Source organism: Actinoplanes xinjiangensis (assembly GCF_003148685.1).
Lineage (GTDB): Bacteria > Actinomycetota > Actinomycetes > Mycobacteriales > Micromonosporaceae > Actinoplanes > Actinoplanes xinjiangensis.
In genome coordinates this window covers 419,336-436,444 of sequence record NZ_QGGR01000006.1, presented here as the reverse complement: position 1 = coordinate 436,444, position 17,109 = coordinate 419,336, and the positions used below count along the sequence as shown (strand labels likewise).

14 protein-coding genes are annotated in these 17,109 nt (G+C 72.0%); 4 read left to right on the top strand and 10 right to left on the bottom strand.

Annotated features, from left to right (window positions below; translation table 11 throughout):
• Positions 1-59: 59 nt before the first annotated feature.
• Together BC793_RS16670 and BC793_RS16665 are read left to right on the top strand one after the other, a co-directional pair.
• Positions 60-1,088, top strand: a complete 1,029-nt coding sequence (locus BC793_RS16670) for an FAD-dependent monooxygenase (protein ID WP_109593419.1) — start codon at positions 60-62, stop codon at positions 1,086-1,088.
• A gap of 107 nt (positions 1,089-1,195) precedes the next feature.
• Positions 1,196-1,978, top strand: coding sequence for a sulfite exporter TauE/SafE family protein (locus tag BC793_RS16665; RefSeq protein WP_109593513.1), 783 nt, complete (start codon positions 1,196-1,198; stop codon positions 1,976-1,978).
• 12 nt (positions 1,979-1,990) lie between these two features.
• On the opposite strand, the gene BC793_RS16660 is transcribed toward BC793_RS16665, so the two are convergent.
• The 6 genes from BC793_RS16660 to trpS form a co-directional block, all read right to left on the bottom strand.
• Positions 1,991-2,461 carry a phage tail protein gene (locus BC793_RS16660; RefSeq protein ID WP_109593418.1) on the bottom strand — a complete coding sequence of 157 codons (471 nt, stop codon included), beginning with the start codon at positions 2,459-2,461 and terminating at the stop codon, positions 1,991-1,993.
• Positions 2,462-2,546: 85 nt separating this feature from the next.
• Complete coding sequence (locus BC793_RS16655) at positions 2,547-3,110, bottom strand: hypothetical protein (protein ID WP_146246310.1); 564 nt, start codon at positions 3,108-3,110, stop codon at positions 2,547-2,549.
• Between the two features lie 64 nt (positions 3,111-3,174).
• Positions 3,175-4,197 (bottom strand): S66 peptidase family protein, encoded by a 1,023-nt coding sequence (locus BC793_RS16650; protein ID WP_109593416.1) that lies wholly within the window; start codon positions 4,195-4,197, stop codon positions 3,175-3,177.
• 55 nt (positions 4,198-4,252) lie between these two features.
• Positions 4,253-6,766, bottom strand: a complete 2,514-nt coding sequence (locus BC793_RS50595; RefSeq protein WP_109593415.1) for an MGH1-like glycoside hydrolase domain-containing protein — start codon at positions 6,764-6,766, stop codon at positions 4,253-4,255.
• Between the two features lie 409 nt (positions 6,767-7,175).
• On the bottom strand, positions 7,176-8,657 hold the full coding sequence (locus tag BC793_RS16640) for a gluconokinase (protein ID WP_109593414.1): 1,482 nt from the start codon (positions 8,655-8,657) through the stop codon (positions 7,176-7,178).
• 160 nt (positions 8,658-8,817) lie between these two features.
• Positions 8,818-9,954, bottom strand: coding sequence for a tryptophan--tRNA ligase (gene trpS, locus BC793_RS16635; RefSeq protein WP_239170017.1), 1,137 nt, complete (start codon positions 9,952-9,954; stop codon positions 8,818-8,820).
• Between the two features lie 398 nt (positions 9,955-10,352).
• Here trpS and BC793_RS16630 point away from each other — a divergent pair, with 398 nt between their 5' ends.
• Positions 10,353-11,840 carry a tagaturonate reductase gene (locus tag BC793_RS16630; RefSeq protein WP_158319278.1) on the top strand — a complete coding sequence of 496 codons (1,488 nt, stop codon included), beginning with the start codon at positions 10,353-10,355 and terminating at the stop codon, positions 11,838-11,840.
• A gap of 103 nt (positions 11,841-11,943) precedes the next feature.
• Here BC793_RS16630 and BC793_RS16625 read toward each other — a convergent pair whose 3' ends face one another.
• The gene (locus BC793_RS16625; RefSeq protein ID WP_146246309.1) at positions 11,944-12,405 is read right to left on the bottom strand and encodes a hypothetical protein; all 462 of its coding nucleotides are present in this window, start codon (positions 12,403-12,405) and stop codon (positions 11,944-11,946) included.
• A 33-nt stretch (positions 12,406-12,438) separates the two neighbouring features.
• Positions 12,439-13,071 carry a TetR/AcrR family transcriptional regulator gene (locus BC793_RS16620; protein ID WP_109593411.1) on the bottom strand — a complete coding sequence of 211 codons (633 nt, stop codon included), beginning with the start codon at positions 13,069-13,071 and terminating at the stop codon, positions 12,439-12,441.
• Between the two features lie 62 nt (positions 13,072-13,133).
• Here BC793_RS16620 and BC793_RS16615 point away from each other — a divergent pair, with 62 nt between their 5' ends.
• The gene (locus BC793_RS16615; RefSeq protein ID WP_109593410.1) at positions 13,134-14,255 is read left to right on the top strand and encodes an FAD-dependent monooxygenase; all 1,122 of its coding nucleotides are present in this window, start codon (positions 13,134-13,136) and stop codon (positions 14,253-14,255) included.
• 23 nt (positions 14,256-14,278) lie between these two features.
• Here the strand turns inward: BC793_RS16615 and BC793_RS16610 are convergent, their stop codons facing one another.
• Positions 14,279-16,594, bottom strand: a complete 2,316-nt coding sequence (locus tag BC793_RS16610) for a putative bifunctional diguanylate cyclase/phosphodiesterase (protein WP_146246308.1) — start codon at positions 16,592-16,594, stop codon at positions 14,279-14,281.
• A gap of 104 nt (positions 16,595-16,698) precedes the next feature.
• Positions 16,699-16,899, bottom strand: coding sequence for a hypothetical protein (locus BC793_RS16605; RefSeq protein WP_109593408.1), 201 nt, complete (start codon positions 16,897-16,899; stop codon positions 16,699-16,701).
• Between the last annotated feature and the right edge of the window lie 210 nt (positions 16,900-17,109).

Genomic DNA, 17,109 nt, shown 5'->3' with positions numbered 1-17,109 from the left:
GCAGCCCTCTCTGAGATCACCGTCGCGGTCTGCGCCGAGGACACGGCAGGATGGCGCGTATGGCCGTACGCAAAGTGGTTGTCGCCGGTGGTGGTGTCGCGGGGACCGCGACCGCGCTCGCCCTGCTGAACGTCGGGATCGAGGCCGAGGTCTTCGAGGCGCATCCGTCCGGGGGCGCGGACGGCGGCGCGTTCCTCACCGTGATGCGCAACGGGATGGCGGCGTTCGCGGCGATCGGCGCGGCCGAGGCGGTGGAGGCGGTGTCGTTCCCGGCGCGGGCGGTGGCGCTGGCCGACGAGGAGGGGCGCCGGCTCGGGCACCGGCCGATCGAGGGGCCGGCCCGGTCGCTCACCCGCGCCGCGCTCTACCGGGCGTTGCAGGAGCTGGCGGTGGCGCGTGGGATCCGGGTGCATCACGGCCGGCGGATGACCGGGGCGTCGGCCGGGCCGGACGGGGTCGAGGCCGGCTTCGCCGACGGCAGCCGGGCGGCCGGGGACGTGCTGGTCGGCGCGGACGGCATTCATTCGCTGACCCGCCGGCTGATCGATGCGCAGGCGCCGGCGCCGCGGTGGTCCGGGCAGCATGTCGTGTACGGCTACACGCCCGGCAATCCGGCCGGCCTCGACCCGGACGAGTACCTGATGATCCGTGGCAGCCGGGCGTTCGCCGGTCTCACCGTGCCCGGAGGCGACGGCCGGACGTGGTGGTTCGCCCGGCTCCCGGGCACGGAGCCGGCCGCGGGACTGAGCCCGGAACAGTGGCGTGACCTGGCCGCGCGGCAGTGTCCCGCTCCGGCGGCCGCGGTGATCGCCGCCTCCGGCCCGGACGTGGTGGGCGGCGACTCCTACGACATCCCGACCACCCCGCGCTGGCACGACGACCGTATGGTGCTGGCCGGTGACGCCGCGCACGCCGCCGTCCCCGCCGCCGCCCAGGGCGCGTCGATGGCCGCCGAGGACGCGGTGGCGCTCGCCGCGGCGCTGCGGGACCACGACGACCCGGGGGCCGCGTTCGCCGCCTACGAGCGCCGGCGCCGGACCGAGACCGAGGAGACCGTCGCCGCGAGCGCCCGGCTGAGTTCCCCGTGAGGCCCAGCCGGGCAGTCGCTGCGCCCCCACGAGAGCCGGCACCGGCAAGGCCGGAGTGCGGTTGTTGCGGGGAGGTCACGTAACGACCGCGCCGTATGGTGATGATCATGACCTGGCAGACCGGGCTCGCCGGCTTCCTCGCCGGGCTGCTCATCTCGATCGTGACGTCGCCCGCCGGGGTGTCCGGCGCCGTCTTCCTGCTTCCGGTCCAGCTCAGCGTCCTGCACGTGCCGAACCCGGCGGTCACCCCGACCAACCTGCTGTTCAACGTCGTCTCCGGCCCCGGTGCCCTGGCCCGGTACCGGCGCAACGGCCAGCTCACCGGCCCGCTCGCCCGGCTGATGATCGCCGGCAGTGTGCCGGGCGTCGTCCTCGGCGCGGTCGTCCGGGTCTTCGCCATCCCGGGTCCGCGGACCTTCCGCCTCGTCGCCGCCGCGGTCCTGCTGCCGCTCGGCCTGTGGCTGTGCGCCCGCGCGCTGCGCCCGGCCGCCGTCGACCGGCCCGCCCTGTCCCGGCGTACGATCCTGGGGCTCAGCCTGGCCACCGGCACCGTCGGTGGCGTCTACGGCATCGGTGGCGGCTCGATCCTCGGCCCGATCCTGGCGGGGCGCGGCACCCCGATGACCCGGATCGCGCCGGCCGCGCTGGCGTCCACCTTCGTCACGTCGATCGCCGGCGCCGCCACCTACGGCGTGCTGGCCCTCACCACCGATGGTGACGTCGCCCCGCACTGGCCACTCGGCCTGCTCTGCGGCGCCGGTGGGCTCGTCGGCGGCTACCTCGGCGCCCGCCTGCAACCCCGCCTGCCGGAGAAGTCGCTGCGGTTGCTCCTCGGCGCGCTCGCCACCGCGCTGGCCGTGCTGTACCTCGTCCAGGGGCTGACCCCGTGAACTCCCGCGGTGTCAGTATTCGTTCTTGACGATGAAGTAGGAGCCGCGGATGGTCCCGGCCAGTTTGGACCGCTGACGGGCGAACTTGAACGTGCCGAGTTCCGCGGGGACCTCCATCCCGTCGGAGAGTTTGAAGCCGACCGCCCGCTTCCCGCCGTCGTCGACGGTGTACATCACGTTGACGGACAGGCCGTTCTCGTAGAACACGTACGCCATCCTGATGTTCTCGACCTGGAAGGCGGTCGCCTCCAGTGGCCGGGAGGCGATGACCAGGCCGCGTTCCTCCTGGAGGATGCGGTGCACCCAGTCGACGGTCTGCTGGGCGGCGCTGCCGGGTTCGACGGTGTCCACGGTGAAGACGTGGCCGTACTTGTTCCGGAAGTACCGGGCCTCGTTGGCCCGCAGCCCGGCGAGCGCCTCCGCGACCGGCGACGACTCCAGGCCGGCGGTCGATACCTCGCCGAAATCCACTACAGGGGCCATAACCTGCGAAGGTACGCCATGACGGTGCCCCCGGCGGCGAAGTCGCGCCGGGGTACGGCCGAACGTGCGACGCGAACGTGCCCTCTCAGGCCGGCTTGCCGGTGTCCTCGATGTACAGCCGGTAGGCGAGCGGGCCGAGCTGTTCGCGCCCGGTGATCTCGGTGAACTTGATCGGCCGGGGCCAGCCGCCGCGGTGCCGGAACGCGAAGACGGTCCGCGCCCGGGTGCCCGCGACCTGCACCCGCATCTGCAGCGGGCTGCCCATGCCGTCGATGCCCGCGAGCCTCTGCCACGCGACGGTGCGGATCACCCGCCCGGAGGGTCCGGTGGCGACATAGCCTCCCGGGTAGAGGTAGATCGCCCGCCGGGTGACGTTGCCGATCGCGAGCTGGGCGAGAAGATAGGCCGCCGTCCCGCCGACGAGCACCGAGATCAGGGCCACCGGCCACTGTGGTTGCGGGCCGCGCCCGGCCAGGGCCAGGACGATCGACACCAGCAGGGCCAGCGGCAGGCTCGCGACCATCGCGAAGTAGGCCCAGGTGATGGCCGCGAAGAGGCGGGCGTTGGGATGCCGGAACCGTTGCACCAGCGGGCCGAAACCCGCGCTCTCGGCGGCCGTCCGGACACGGTGGGGAACTACCTCTGTCACGCACACTCCCGACCACGGCGATGTCGCGGTCAGCGTAGACAGACGGCGCCAGCCACCGGGTTCCTCAGTCGGCCGGCCCGGTCGCCGGGTGTGCCCGTACCGCCGGTTCGAGCAGCGACAGCGTCCGCTGGCGGGCGTCGAGGGCGACCCGGATGCCGACCGGCATCGGCAGATTCGGGCCGGCGTGCCCGATCTCGACGTTGCCGAGCACCGGGATGTCCCGATCGCCGAGGACGTCGAGGACGATCTCGGCCAGCGTCGGGGACGCCCCGGGCGACTCGAGTCCGGCGATCTCCCGCGGGATGCCCACGACCATGCCGGAGATCCGGTCGAGGATGCCGGCGTGCCGCATCACCTGTAGATAACTCCACACGTGCGAGCTGTGGCCGCCCATCTCCTCCCAGAACAGCACGGCACCGTCGAAGCGTTCGGGTGGCACCGCGAAACGGGTCGCCTGCACCAGCGCGATCCGGTTGATCACTCCGCCGACGAGCCGGCCCTCGGTACGCCCGGCACGCCAGCATTCCCATGCCGGGCCGGCGGGCAGCGCACCGATCGCGCCGGCGCCGGTCAGCAGCCGGAAGTAGAGGGACTCGAGTTCCGCCCGGCGGGCTGCGGACGCGGTCTGCCAGTGCCCGCCGAAGCCGGGGACCGCCATGTCGGCGTGGAACCCGACCAGTCCGGTGCGCGCGTAGAGAGCCAGATGCAGCAGCGAGACGTCGCTGTAGCCGAGGATCGGCTTGGGGTCGGCACGGATCGCCGCCATGTCGATCAGGTCGAGATAGCCGAACGCCGTCTGGCCGCCGTCACTGGCGATGACGGCACGTACCTCGGGATCACGCAGGAGCCCGTTGAACTCGGCGGCGATCTCGGCCGGTGTGGCCGCGCTCCACCAGTGGGACCGCTCCGGTTCCAGCAGTGGTGCCCGGCGCACCCGGAAGCCCATGCGTTCGAGCACCGTCACCGTCTGCCGGATGTGGGGCTCGTACACGGCCGGGAGCGGCCCGGACAACGACGCGATGACGACGAGATCGCCCGGTCGCAGTGCGCGCGGCCACAGCGGCTGAAACTCTCCGGAACCGGTCATCGGCGAAGTATCGGCAACGGCGCGCCGGGCCGCCACGCATTTATCAGCATGGATGCTAGCGGCCGGTGCTCGGCCGGAGTTGCCACTGCTGGTCGTCGGTGTTGTTGTCGTGGTACTGCTGGACGGCGGCGCTGTCGGCCGTGGACATCGCCTCGACGGCGAGGAGTCTGCCGCTGTGCCGGTTGACCAGTTTGTGGTTGCCGTCGCCGGCGTCGAGCGGCAGCCACAGGTGGTCGGCGGTGCCGTTGTCGTCGTACTGGACGATCGGGGCGCTGTCGGCGGTGGACATGCCGGCGACGCCGAGGACCTTGCCGCTGTTCAGGTTCCTGATCCGGAACCATCCGTCGCCGTTGTCGACGAGTTCCCAGCGGTGGTCGAGAGTGCCGGTGTCGCTGTACTGCTGCACCGGTGCACCGTCGGCGGTGGAGGCGTTCTCGACGGCGAGGAGTTTCCCGCTGTGCCGGTTGAAGATCTTGAAGGTGGGCCGGGTCCACACCTGTAGTTCGCTGAGGCCCCAGCCGACGCCGCCGCCCCGGTTGGGGGCCAGCACCCGCAGCCGTGACGTGGTGACGGCCGCGAAGGTGTGCCGGGTGAGCCCGTTCGCGACCGGGGCGGTCCCGCCGGCGACGGTGCGCCACTCGGCACCGGTCCAGTACTGCAGGTCGTAACTCGTGGGGACCCGTACTCCCCCGCCGTCGTCGTAGAAGTAGAGGCGTACGTCGTCGACGGTCACCGGGCGGCCGAAGTCGACCCCGAGGTGATCACTGGCGTTCGGCGAGCTGTAGCTGGTCCAGCGGGTGTTCTGCGGGACGTCGTGCTCGAAGATGCGGCCGTCGATGGCGCGCCACGCGTTGTCGACGGTGAAGGTGTAGGACGCGAACGGCTGCGTGGCCCCGTTGCCGTGCCGCTGCGGGTTGGCGGCGATGTCGACCCGCTCCCCCGCCGGCGGGGTCACCGGGGCGCCGACGTGGACGGTCAACGGATTCAACCCCGGCTGCGCCGCTTTCGGTACGCCGTCGACGAAGATCCGCAGTCCGGCGCCACGGCCGTACCGGGTGCCGGTCCGGTCCCAGAGGACCGTGAGGTTGTGGCCGTGGTAGGGCGCGTTCTCCAGGAGGAAGTAGTCCCAGCTCGCCGGGGCGAGCGGCTTGATCGTGACCGTGTCGTCGGCTCGCGCGTCGACGCCGATCAGACCGGAGATGACGTTGTCGACATAGGTGGAGTGGTTGTAGTCCTCGCTGTGCCCGCGGCCGTCGTAGATCCAGCGGTTCTCGTCCGGGTGGTGGGCCTCGGCCACGTAGGGCACACCGTTGCGGTACTGGGTGAGGGCGTACCGGCGCAGCAGATCGAGGTAGTCGGCGCTGTCGGCGAACGGCTGCGCCGGATAGTCCTGCAGCAGGTTCGCCAGCCCGGAGAGGACCTGTGCGGTGGCGTACGGCCACGACGGCCCGTTCCAGCGGCAGCAGCCGGTGAGCGCGTCACGCATGAACTGCGGGCTCCGGCGTTCGGCGGTGGTCGGCCCGTAGGCGGAGGAGAAGCCCTGCGGGTCGGTCACCTGCGCCCACGCCACCGACCGGCCGGCGTCGGGCATGTTGAACATCCACGGTACGAACCCGATGTGCTCGCGGGTGTCGAGCCTGGTCAGCCCCGGGTTCCGGTCGCGCATGACGTGGTAGTAGAAGTTGCGCCGCGGATCCCACAGCCGGTCGTCCATGGTCCTCCGCAGCGCCGCGGCCCGCCCGTGGTAGAGGTCGGCGGTGGCGCCGTCCCCGCGCAGGGCGGCGATGTCCGCGATCGCGCGGGCGTCACCGTACTGGTAGGCGTTGATGCTGGGCCGGTATCCGGCGCCGCCGTGGTAGGGGTCGTCGGACTGGTAGGACGCCGCCGACAGTTCGCTGGCGTCCCAGACGGGCACCTGCCAGTACAGTCCGACGGCGGCGTCGTACTGCACGTTCCACCGGTCGTAGAAGCGCTGGAGGGCCGGCTGCTGTGCGGTCACGAAGGCCCGGTCGCCGTTGGCCAGGTACCGGTTCCACACCGCGGCGGCCGCCCAGAAGCTGTACTCGTGCCCCCAGTCGGTGGTGTTCGGGTTGACGTGCTCCTCCGCCGGTTTGGGACCCGCGCCGGGACCGGTCAACCAGTAGTTGATGTAGTCGTCGAGGTACTGGCTGTTGCGTACCCACCGGCCCTCGTTGATGTGGTGGCCCGCCGCGGCCGAGATGCCGCCGTAGGGTGCGCCGTAGGAGACGGGGTCGAGGAACTCGCTGGAGATCCAGCCGAACTGCGGCCCGGTGTAGACCAGGTGCTCCTTCCAGGTCTTCCACCGGTAGTAGTAGACGTCCTGGATCTGCCGGTCCGGGACCTCCAGGAACGGGATGTTCGCCCGGTACCAGGCGGGATCGTCGAACCCGCCGACGAAGGCGTCGGCGTTGAGGAATGCGGTGCCGGCGCCGACGGCCGGCAGCGGGCCGGGCGGGTCGACGGCGGCTGCCGGCCCGGTGCCGGCGGCGAGGCCGCCGGCGGCCAGGACGAGGACGAGGGCGGTGGCCGGCAGCCGTCGCAGGTTCACGGGCAGACTCCTAGCGGGAGCGGAGGTACGGCCGGTGAATGCCGTACGGAATCCGTAAGGAATCCAATCTGTTAAATACGTCAGGTGTCAATCTCTGACGGAATCTGAGCGGAAATGTTCTCTCGGTGTCGGCCGCGCCTAACGGCCGGTGGGCGGTTCCGCCGGATAAAACCGGAAAGTCCCGCAAGAGTGAGGCCTAAAGTCCCGACTTCCGCCGATCATCTTGGCGCCGGACGGCCGACGTGATCAGCTACATCCGTCACGGCGCTGCGGTTCTGGTTGGTTGCTTGATCCGCCGGTGGTATGGACGTCAAGAGTGCGTCCCCCGTGACCACCGCACCCCGGTCCGCCGGGGCGCGAACCGGTGGCGGTGCCGGCGCTTTTCGCTCGCCCGCGCCGCCACCGGTCGTCAGGTACGCAGGAGCGTGTCGTACACCTTCGCGAACCGTTCGCGCCGTTGCGCGTAGTGCTCGACGTGCGCCGGACGCGGCTCATAGGTCGCCCCGGTCGCCCGTGCGGCGCGCGGAACGTCGGGGGCCAGCACGTCGAGCGCGAGCAGCGCCGTACCCCGCTGCGTGGCGCGGCGGCGGGTCACGTGGGTGACGGGCCGCCCGAGCACGTCGGCGAGGACCTGGAGCCACGCGGGCCGGTCGTTGCTGACCCGGCCCGCCGCCGCGACCTCCAGCACCTGCGGTGCGGCCGGGTGCAGCTCGTCGGCGACGCGGGCGTAGGTCATCGCCACGCCCTCGACGATCCCGCGGAACAGGGCGTCGGCGTCGGTGGCCGCGGAGACTCCGCCGATCACGGCCCGGGCGGCGCCGACCCAGCCCGGCGCGCGTTCACCGGTCAGGTACGGCAGGACGAGCGGCGTGGCGTCACTAGGCGCGGCGGTCAGCACCGGGTCGAGCGCCGGGCTGAGGCGCAGGGTGCTCTGCGCCCAGCTGATCGCACGGCCGACGTCGTTGATCGCCCCGCCGAGCAGGGTGCGTCCCCCGTCGACCCGGTAGTTCCACAATCCGAACGGCAGCGGGTCCGCGGGACCGTCGAGCAGCACCCGCAGCGCGCCGCTGGTGGCCGTCGCCGCGGTGAGCACCGTGGCGTCCGTCGCCCCGGATCCGATGTTGCTGGCCAGGCCGTCGGTGATGACCGGGAACCAGGCGGCCCGGGCCAGGGTGGGCCGGTGCGGCGGGGCCGGGGCGGGCAACGGCCCGGTCATGTCGCACGGCGGCGAGAGCTGTCCGGCGTGGACGCCGGCGGCGGCGAGCAGCTCGGCGTCCAGCTCACCGGTACGCCGGTCGAGCAGGCCGGTCCACGCCACCGTCGAGGTCCCGGCGAGTGGCCGGCCGATCAGCCGGGCCCAGACGTACTCCCCCAGCGACCACCACGACACGGTCCGCGCGACGACGTCCGGCCGGGTGGCGGCGAGCCACCGCAGCCGGGGTACGTGGTAGCTGGTGTGCAGCCGGGTGCCGGTGCGCTGCTGCACCGCGTGCTCGTCCAGCTCCTGCCGCAGGGCGGTGACCTGGGCGGCGCTGCGCGAGTCGGCGTAGGTCAGGCAGGGGGTGAGTGCGCGGCCGGACGCGTCGACCGCGATCAGCGACGCGGCGAACGTGTCCATCGCGACTCCGGCGATGCGGGTACCCAGCCGCCGGTCGCCGGCCACCGCGTCGAGGACCTGCCCGACCTCCGCGACCACCTGATCGGGGGCGATCACCGACGTGCCGTCGGGGGCGACCGTGAACGCGTGCGGCACCTTGTGCTGAAGGCCGTGCACCCGCCGGCCCGACGCGTCGTGGACGCCGCCGCGGGTGGCGGTGGAGCCGATGTCCAGCGCCAGGACCAGCGGATCAAGCGCGGCCTGAAGGGCGACATCCTCGTCGATGCGGCTCATCGCGGTCCTCGTCGTCGGGGGGCGCAGGTCGTCAATCGACCCTAACCGACGTCGCGCTCATGCGCCTGTCGCCCGTCGCCAGGCCGACGGCGACGGCCGGCGTGGGTGAGCCGACGGCCGGCATGGGCGGGCCCGGGCGCACGGCGCCTCGCCCGCTCGTTCATCGCTGGAGGTCGTAGTTCATGTGCATGGCCGCCCGTACCTCGCCGAGGGTCTGCTCGGCGACCCGTGTGGCGGCGGCGTTGCCCTCGGTCAGCACCTTGAGCAGGTATCCGGGGTCGGCTGCCAGTTCGGCGCGGCGGGCCCGGACCGGCGCCAGCCGTTCGTTGATCGCCTCGGTGGCGAGAGCCTTGAGCGCGGCCGCCCCACCGTTGCCGATCTCGTCCGCGACGTCCTGCGGCGCCCGGCCGGTGCACAGCGCGACGAGGAGCACCAGGTTCGCGACCCCGGGCCGCCGCTCCGGGTCCCACGTGACCAGGCGATCGCTGTCGGTCACCGCGCGGCGGATCAGCTTGGCGGTCTGATCGGCGCTCATCCCGATCTCGATGGCGTTGCCGCGCGACTTGCTCATCTTGCGGCCGTCGACACCGAGGATGTTGACCGCCTGGGAGAGCAGGGCCTCCGGACGGGGGAAGACCGGGCGCCGCGGGTCGGCCCGGCCGTAGACGTCGTCGAACCGGCGTGCGATCACCCGGGCCTGCTCCAGGTGCGGCAGCTGGTCCTTGCCGACCGGCACCACGTTGGCCTTGCAGAACAGGATGTCCGCGGCCTGGTGCACCGGATAGGTGAGCATCAGACCGGACATCGGGCGCCCGTCGGTGTCGGCCAGCTCCGATTTGACGGTCGGGTTACGGCGCAGCTCGGAGTCGGTGACGAGCGCGAGGAACGGCAGCATCAGCTGATGGAGTGCGGACACGGCGGAATGCACGAAGATCACACTGCGCGCCGGGTCCAGCCCGACCGCCAGATAGTCGCAGATCAGCGACAGGACACGATCCCGGATCGGGCCGACTCCGTCACGATCGGTGATCACCTGATAGTCGGCGATGACGACGAATGTGGTGACACCCGCGTTCTGCAGGCGGACCCGGTTCTCCAGAGAACCGAAATAGTGTCCGAGGTGCAATGCGCCGGTGGGGCGGTCACCGGTCAGTAGCCGGAACTGCGATGCGTCCTCGGCAAGCCTTTTCTCGATCTCGGCCGATCGCTGACGTGCCGTCGCCAGAGAGGCGTGCTCCTCTCCTTCGCCAATCGACGCTCCGGTATCGGTAACGGTGATCGAATCGGCAGGTTCCACGGCGGCACGGATCCTTTCGGAAGAACGTGAATGCGAAGGCGAATGACCCGGTTCTCCAGGAATCCCGGTCGACGAACAATACCGGAACCGGCTTCCGCGCTGCGTGCGGGACGAGATCGCACGGCACCGCGGCCACCCACTCTCCCGCGGAACCGGATCCCGCGCCCTTGCGTCACGATGACTGTCGCAAACGTTTGCACGCGCTGGCCGGTCCGAGCGCTCACCCCCGGAGGCGCAGGAACCTTATGTACCGAAAACCTCCAGATCCGGAGAGTGTCTTTACGATTGACAACACCGCAACCGATTGCACTAGTTTGGTCACCTACGCATCACCAACGTCGATCGAGGAGGCCGAGCGTGTCCGTCGCCGTCCGTGGCACCGCCCGTGGGACCGACCGGTGACCCGCGCAGAGCAGCGCCTCCGCTCGATCGGCGCGGCCGTCCCGGACCGGGAGGCGCTGCCCATCCGGATCCTCCAGGTCGGCGCCGGGAACTTCCTGCGGGGCTTCGCCGACTGGATGGTGCACCGGGCCAACGACGCGGGCGTCCTGCGGCACGGCATCGCGGTCATGAAGGCCACGCCACGGCCCGATCTGGTCACCGCACGGCTCGCCGAACAGGCCGGGATGTACCACGTCGTGCTGGACGGTGTTCGCGACGGCCACCCGTTCACCGAGACGACCCTGGTGACGGCGGTGCAGTCGGTCGCCGACGCGCATCACGACTGGGACCGGTGCCGCGAGCTGATGCACGGCGAGGAGCTGAGCCTGGTCGTCTCCAACACCACGGAGGCCGGCATCGCGTACGTCGCCGACGACCTGACCGCCGCGCCGCCCGCCTCGTTCCCCGCCAAGATGACGGCGCTGCTGCACGAACGCTGGACCCACTTCGGCGGGGACCCCCGGCGGGGCCTGTCGTTCCTGCCGTGCGAGCTCATCGAGGACAACGGCGCGACACTGCGTTCCCTGGTGGTGCGACATGCCACCGAGGCCTCGCTCGCCCCCGGGTTCATCGACTGGGTCACCCGGCACTGCCACTTCTACGACACTCTCGTGGACCGGATCGTGCCCGGGCTGCCCGAGCACGAGGCCGCCGGGCTCCGCGCGTCGCTGGGCTTCGACGACCGGCTGATCGTCCGCGGTGAGCACTACGCCGACTGGGCGATCGCCGGCGGTCCCGCGATCCGCGACGAGTTCCCGCTGGATCGTGCCGGTCTGCCCGTGCGGTTCGTGCCGGACCTCCGGCCGTACCGTGAACGCAAGGTCCGGGTCCTCAACGGCGCACACACGGCGATCGCGGCCGTCGGTCCACTGGTGGGCTGCCGGACCGTGCTCGACGTCGTGCGGCACCCGGTGGCCGGCGCCTACCTGCGGCGCCTGGTCGACGACGAGGTGCTGCCGTCACTGCCGGGCGCCTCGGGAGACCCGGCGGAGCTGCGACGGTATGCCGCCGCGATCCTCGACCGGTTCCGCAATCCCGCGCTGCATCACCTCCTCGCCGACATCCGGCTCAACGCGCTGTCCAAGTGGCGGACGAGGAACCTGCCGGTGGTGCTCGACGCGTGGTCGCAGGGGCGGTCGGCCGAGCTCACGGTGTTCGCCTTCGCCTGCCTGCTGACCGGCTATGCCGGCGCCCTCGGGGAGGTGGAGGCCCGCGACGACGAGGCGTTCCTGTCCCGGCTGCGGGCCGGCTTCGACGCCACCCGGCCGGGTCCCTGGATCGCGGATCTGATCGGATCGCTCGACTGGCCGGAGCTGCACGACAGCGCGACGGCGGCACGCCTCACCACCGAGGTCACCACCCATGTCCGCGCGCTGCTCACCGGCGATCCGGCCGCCGTCCTGACCGCGCTGGCGGCCGGGCCGCCGGCACCCGACGTGCCGTGACGCGTCCGACCAGGCTGGACGTCTGGCGCCGGCGCTCGGTTCCGCCGCCATCCGTCGTGACCTGCTGAAGTACCTGCGCGCCACCCGGGCGTTCGTCGCCGGGTCAGAACTCGGGGTCGCGGAACCCGCGGCTGATCACGAAGAGGCCGCCGCCGATGGCCAGCGGCGCCCCGAGCAGGAAGGCGAAGTGGCCGGGTGACCCCGCCCGGTCGTCGGACTCGTCGGGGTCGCCGTTCGCCGCGGCGATCTCGTCCACCAAGGCCTCGACCTGTTCCTCGTCCTCGGCGGTAAGTCCGCCGGGGTCGTCACCGAGCTGCCGGGCCAGCGCGTACACCCGCTCCTCCTCCTGCTCGGTGAAGGGTGACTTCCGGCCGTCGCCGGGGCCGACACACATCAGGTAGTCGCCGGTGCGGGCATCGATGTTGATGGCGGCCCTGGTGCACCCGTCGCCGGACTCCGCGATGTTGACGTCGTAGGCGCTGGTCGCCTCGATGCCGGAGGCGATCCCGACCCCGGCCAGCAGCAGACCGGCACCCAGCACGTACACCCGCGGCGGAATCGGCATCTGTCCATCCTGGACCAGGTGCCGCCGCCCCCGCTACGTGGGCGGGGCTCCGGCGGGCGGGCCGAGAAGGCCGCGCAGCACGCCGGTGAGCGCGACGGTGAGGTCGGCGCGGTTGGCCTCGGTGCCCGGCGGTGGGGCGGTCCGCGCGCCGGCCCCGGCCAGCCGGTCGAAGAGCAGACCGTCGACGCAGGCGACGAGATGGCTGCCGGCCTGCCGGGGCTCGGGGGCGCCGGCCGCGGCGAGCATCGCCGTCGCCTGGGCGCGGGAGGCGTCGCCGTAGGCGAGGATCGTCCGGATCTCCGGATGGTGGGTGGCTTCCAGCAGACAGGCGTAGCGGGCGAGGGTGCGGTTGCGCCCCTCGCTCATCCACCGGTCGAGCACCCGGGCGACGGTGGCGGCCATCGCGCCGATGTCGGTGAGGACCGGGGCGGGGTTCCGCGGGTCACCGGGCAGCTGTCCGGCCTCCAGGTCGAGCCGGTCGAGGTCGGCGATGCGGCGTACCACGGCTTCGATGAGCGCCTTGCGGGTGCGGAAGTAGGCCGACGTCGTGCCTTCGGGGAGGGCGGCCCGGCGGTCGACCGCGCGATGGGTCAGGGCGCGCATGCCCTCCTCGGCGAGGACGTCGATGGCGGCGTCGGTCAGGACGGCGAACCGGTCGGGCGGCATGGCGGCATCACCTCTTTCTACGCCTGTAGTATTGCTTTCTACATCTGTAGAAGGAGACGGTGATGGCTTCCAGCGCAGTGGTGGTCGGCGGCGGTATCGGCGGATTGGGCGCCGCCATCGGCCTGAGCCGGGCCGGCTGGCAGGTGACGGTCCTCGAACGGGCCGCCGAGTTCCGCCCGGTGGGCGCGGGTGTGGTGTTGCAGGCGAACGGGCTGCGCTGCCTCGACGCTCTCGGGGTGGGGCCGGCCGTGCGCCGGGGCGGCATCCCCGACCGGTCCGGCGGCACCCGCCGGGCGGACGGCCGCTGGCTGGCCCGCATCGGGGCCGACCGGATGGAGCAGGCCCTCGGCACACCGGCGTACGGCATCCACCGTGCCGCCCTGCACCGGATCCTCCTCGACGCCCTGCCCGGTGACGTACAGGTCCGCACGGACGCCGAGGTCACCGACGTCACCGCCGACGGTGAGATCACCTGGACCGGGCCGGACGGTCCGATGCGGGCCCGGGCGGACCTGGTCGTCGGTGCGGACGGCATCCGCAGCACGGTGCGCCGACGGCTGTGGCCCTCCGCCGCCGGGCCGGTGCACATCGGTGTCACCGCGTGGCGTGGGGTGACACCGGTCTGGGACGACGACCTCGTCGTCGCGATCAGCTGGGACCGGGGTGCCGAGTTCGGCGTCGTCCCGCTGGCGGACGGCCGGGTCTACTGGTTCGCCGCCGTCAACGCCGCGCCCGGCAGCGCGCCGCCGGAGATCGATGCCCGGTTCCGTCGCTGGCACGACCCGGTCCCGGCGCTGATCGCCGCGACGGGCACCGTGCTGCGCGACGACCTGGCGTGCCTCGACGAGCCGCTGCCGACGTACGTCAACGGCCGGGTCGTGCTGCTCGGTGACGCCGCCCATGCCATGACGCCGAACCTCGGCCAGGGCGCCAACCAGGCGCTGGAGGACGCGGTGGTCCTCGCCGCCGTCGCCGGGCGGCCGGACGGCCTGGCCCTCTACGACCGGCAGCGCCGCCCGCGCAGTCAGCGGGTCGCCCGGGCCTCACGCCTGGTCGGCAGATTCGGCCAGCAACTGGACAACCCGCTCGCGGTGGCGTGCCGGAACACGCTGATCCGGCTGGTCCCGCCCGGCCTGGCGTTGCGCTCGATGGCCCGCCACGCCGACTGGCGCCCGCCGGCCTGACCCGGCGACGGGCCGCGTGGCCGTCAGAGGACGGTGACCTCGTCCCCGGTCCGCCGCGGATCGCGGGGGCCGGGTTGCCGTTCCCGGAGCCACGTGGCGAGACGGTCGGCCGGCTGAGGGCGGCTCAGGTGGTAACCCTGGACGAGATCGCAGTCCCACTCCCGCAGGCGGCTGAGCGCGGCCTCACTCTCGACGCCTTCGGCGATCATCCGCATGCCCAGGTTGTGGGCGAGTTCGACGGTGCTCTTCACGATGGCCGCACTCCGCGGATCGGTGTCACAGTGTGTGACGAACGCGCGGTCGAGTTTCAGATCGTCCACCGGGAGGGCGTGCAGGTAGGCCAGGCTGGAGTAGCCGGTGCCGTAGTCGTCCACGGCCAGCCGGACACCCATGGCCCGGAGTTCGGCGAGCACCACGGTGGCCCGGGCCGCGTCACGCATCAGGATCTCCTCGGTGATCTCCAGGTGCAGCGCCGCCGGTGGCACGTCGTACCGGGCCAGTGCGTCGGCGACATGGCCGGGCATGGTGGCGTCCTGGAGGTTCGAGGCGGACAGGTTCACCGCCACGACCAGTTCGAGGCCGTCGGCGCGCCAGTCCCGGCACTGCTCGAGGGCCATGTCGAGAACCTGGAGGGTGAGCCGGCCCATCAGTCCGGCGTGCTCGGCGAGCGGCAGGAACACGTCCGGGAAGATCAGGCCGCGGCGCGGGTGGTCCCAGCGTACGAGAGCCTCCACGCCCGTCACGACGCCCGTGCCGAGGTGCATCTGCGGCTGGTAGTGCAGCGTCAGCTCGCGCCGGTCGAGTCCGGTACGCAGCTCCTCCAGCGTGGTCAGGCGCTGCCGGCCGGCGACGTCCGCGGCGTCACCGGTCGCCACGGCCACTCCGCGATGATCGTTCTTGGCGAGGTACATGGCGCTGTCGGCCTGGCGCAGCAGCACGTAGTGGTTGGTGCCGTGGTCGGGGTGGACCGCCACACCGATGCTGGCGTCGACGTGCAGCGCGATCTGGTCCAGCTCGAAGGGGCGCCGGAGCGCGGCGAGCAGCCCGAGGGCGATCTTCTGCCCGCGTGCCGAGTCGGCGTCGTGCATGATCACGCCGAACTCGTCGCCACCCAGGCGGGCCAGGATCCCGTCGGTGCCGACCGCCTCGGCCAGCCGGGCCGCGACCATCTGCAGCAGGCGGTCACCGAGGTGGTGGCCGAAGCTGTCGTTGATGTCCTTGAACCGGTCCAGATCGATGATGGCGACGGCGGTCGGGACCGGCGCGCCGTGCTCGGGCAGCGCGCGATCGAGAAGCTCCAGGAACCGTCGCCGGTTCGGCAGCCCGGTCAGGTCGTCCGTGCGGGCCTGCCGGCGGGCGTCGGCGAGGTTCTCCACCACCCGCACGGTCACCAGCATCCGGATGATCGCCCCGGTGATCGCCGTGGCGGCCAGCACGCTGCTGGCCAGTGGCAGCCCATGCTGCCGCCAGCTCTCGCTGAGCAGCAGAAGCATCGACGCATACGCCATCACCGCCGGCAGGACCATGCCGACCAGGGCCCGGGCCGGGCGCCGTTCGGGGCTGGGCCGAGGGCTCTGCCAGGCGGCCGCGACGATCAGGGCGAGGGCGACCGACCACAGTACGTCCGTCCACCCGCCGGGGATGTAGACCCCGCTCGTGGTCTCCAGCATCCGGATGCCGTTGGCCACGGTGTTGATGCCCATGCCGGTCAGCAGCAGTGTCCACACCCGGTCCAGACGCCAGTTGCTGAGCGCCCACGAACCGAGCAGGACACCCGCCAGCACGATGTCCGCCACCGGATAGGCCGCGCTGACCAGCATCGTCATCCCCGACCCGATCGAGTCGCCGGTGACGCCGTTCAGGAACACCACCGAGGCGAAGGCCGCGGCGCAGGCGGCGGCGATCAGCCCGTCCAGCCACGAGGACAGGCTGATCCGTGACCGGCGTGCGCGCAGCAGCCGCACGACCGCGGCGTAGGCGAACGGGTAGTAGGCCAGCCACATCAGATCGGACACCGACGGGTACGGAATCGGGTCCTGCTTGACGACGACGGCGATCCACCAGACCGTGCCGGCCGCGTAGAACGCCAGTCCGGCGGCCATCAGCAGCCAGGCGCCGCGATCCTGGCGCACCATCACCGCGCGGGCCAGAACGAGTGCCGCGGCCAGCAGGTACACCGCGTCCTGCAGGGCGTCCCGGGCCCAGGAATGCCCGTCCGCCCACGCTCGTACCGTGGGGACGGCGCCCGCGAACTGCGCGATCAGCAGCAGGACGCCCACGACGAAGGCGGCCCGGATCCACCAGCGGCCGCGGGCCGGCACCATCGTCGAGGAAGCCACCAGAACATGATCTGCCAATCGGGGGCGCCCGTCTGCAGCTATCGCCGGATGCGGTGCCGCTGCCGGGCCGGTGGGCCCGGCAGCGGCACCGGCGGGTACCGGGATCAGCCGCTGCGCCGGTTGCCGTACTGGCGCGGGCTCTGCACGGTGCCGGACCGGCCGACACGCTGAGAGCTGCCCTGAACCTGGTTGGCGGCGGTTGCCTTGCCCTTGGCCCGGCGTGCCGCCCGGTTCTCGAAGGGCTCGGGTGACTCCTCGGATCCGGTCTCCGGTTCCGTTCCGGCGTCCGCGGTAGGGTCGGTCATCGGTCTCTCCTTCGGCTGTTCGAGACCGGACGGCTCGCTGCTCGGCCCCGAAGCGCGACTTCCGCGTTACCCAGAAGGTAGCGCAGCCGTCATTCCCGTCCGGCCCGGCTCGTCGATGTCGCCCGACCAGCCGCCGGGTGCCTTCGCCGTTCCGGCCGGTAGGCTCGGATCATGCCGCAGGCCCGCACGGGCGATCGGATGGAGCAGCAC

Coding starts and splice junctions, on each gene's coding strand:
- BC793_RS16670 (WP_109593419.1), top strand. CDS start 60: ATGGCCGTACGCAAAGTGGTTGTCGCCGGTGGTGGTGTCGCGGGGACC.
- BC793_RS16665 (WP_109593513.1), top strand. CDS start 1,196: ATGACCTGGCAGACCGGGCTCGCCGGCTTCCTCGCCGGGCTGCTCATC.
- BC793_RS16660 (WP_109593418.1), bottom strand. CDS start 2,461: ATGGCCCCTGTAGTGGATTTCGGCGAGGTATCGACCGCCGGCCTGGAG.
- BC793_RS16650 (WP_109593416.1), bottom strand. CDS start 4,197: ATGACCGGTTCCGGAGAGTTTCAGCCGCTGTGGCCGCGCGCACTGCGA.
- BC793_RS16640 (WP_109593414.1), bottom strand. CDS start 8,657: ATGAGCCGCATCGACGAGGATGTCGCCCTTCAGGCCGCGCTTGATCCG.
- BC793_RS16625 (WP_146246309.1), bottom strand. CDS start 12,405: ATGCCGATTCCGCCGCGGGTGTACGTGCTGGGTGCCGGTCTGCTGCTG.
- BC793_RS16620 (WP_109593411.1), bottom strand. CDS start 13,071: ATGCCGCCCGACCGGTTCGCCGTCCTGACCGACGCCGCCATCGACGTC.
- BC793_RS16615 (WP_109593410.1), top strand. CDS start 13,134: ATGGCTTCCAGCGCAGTGGTGGTCGGCGGCGGTATCGGCGGATTGGGC.
- BC793_RS16605 (WP_109593408.1), bottom strand. CDS start 16,899: ATGACCGACCCTACCGCGGACGCCGGAACGGAACCGGAGACCGGATCC.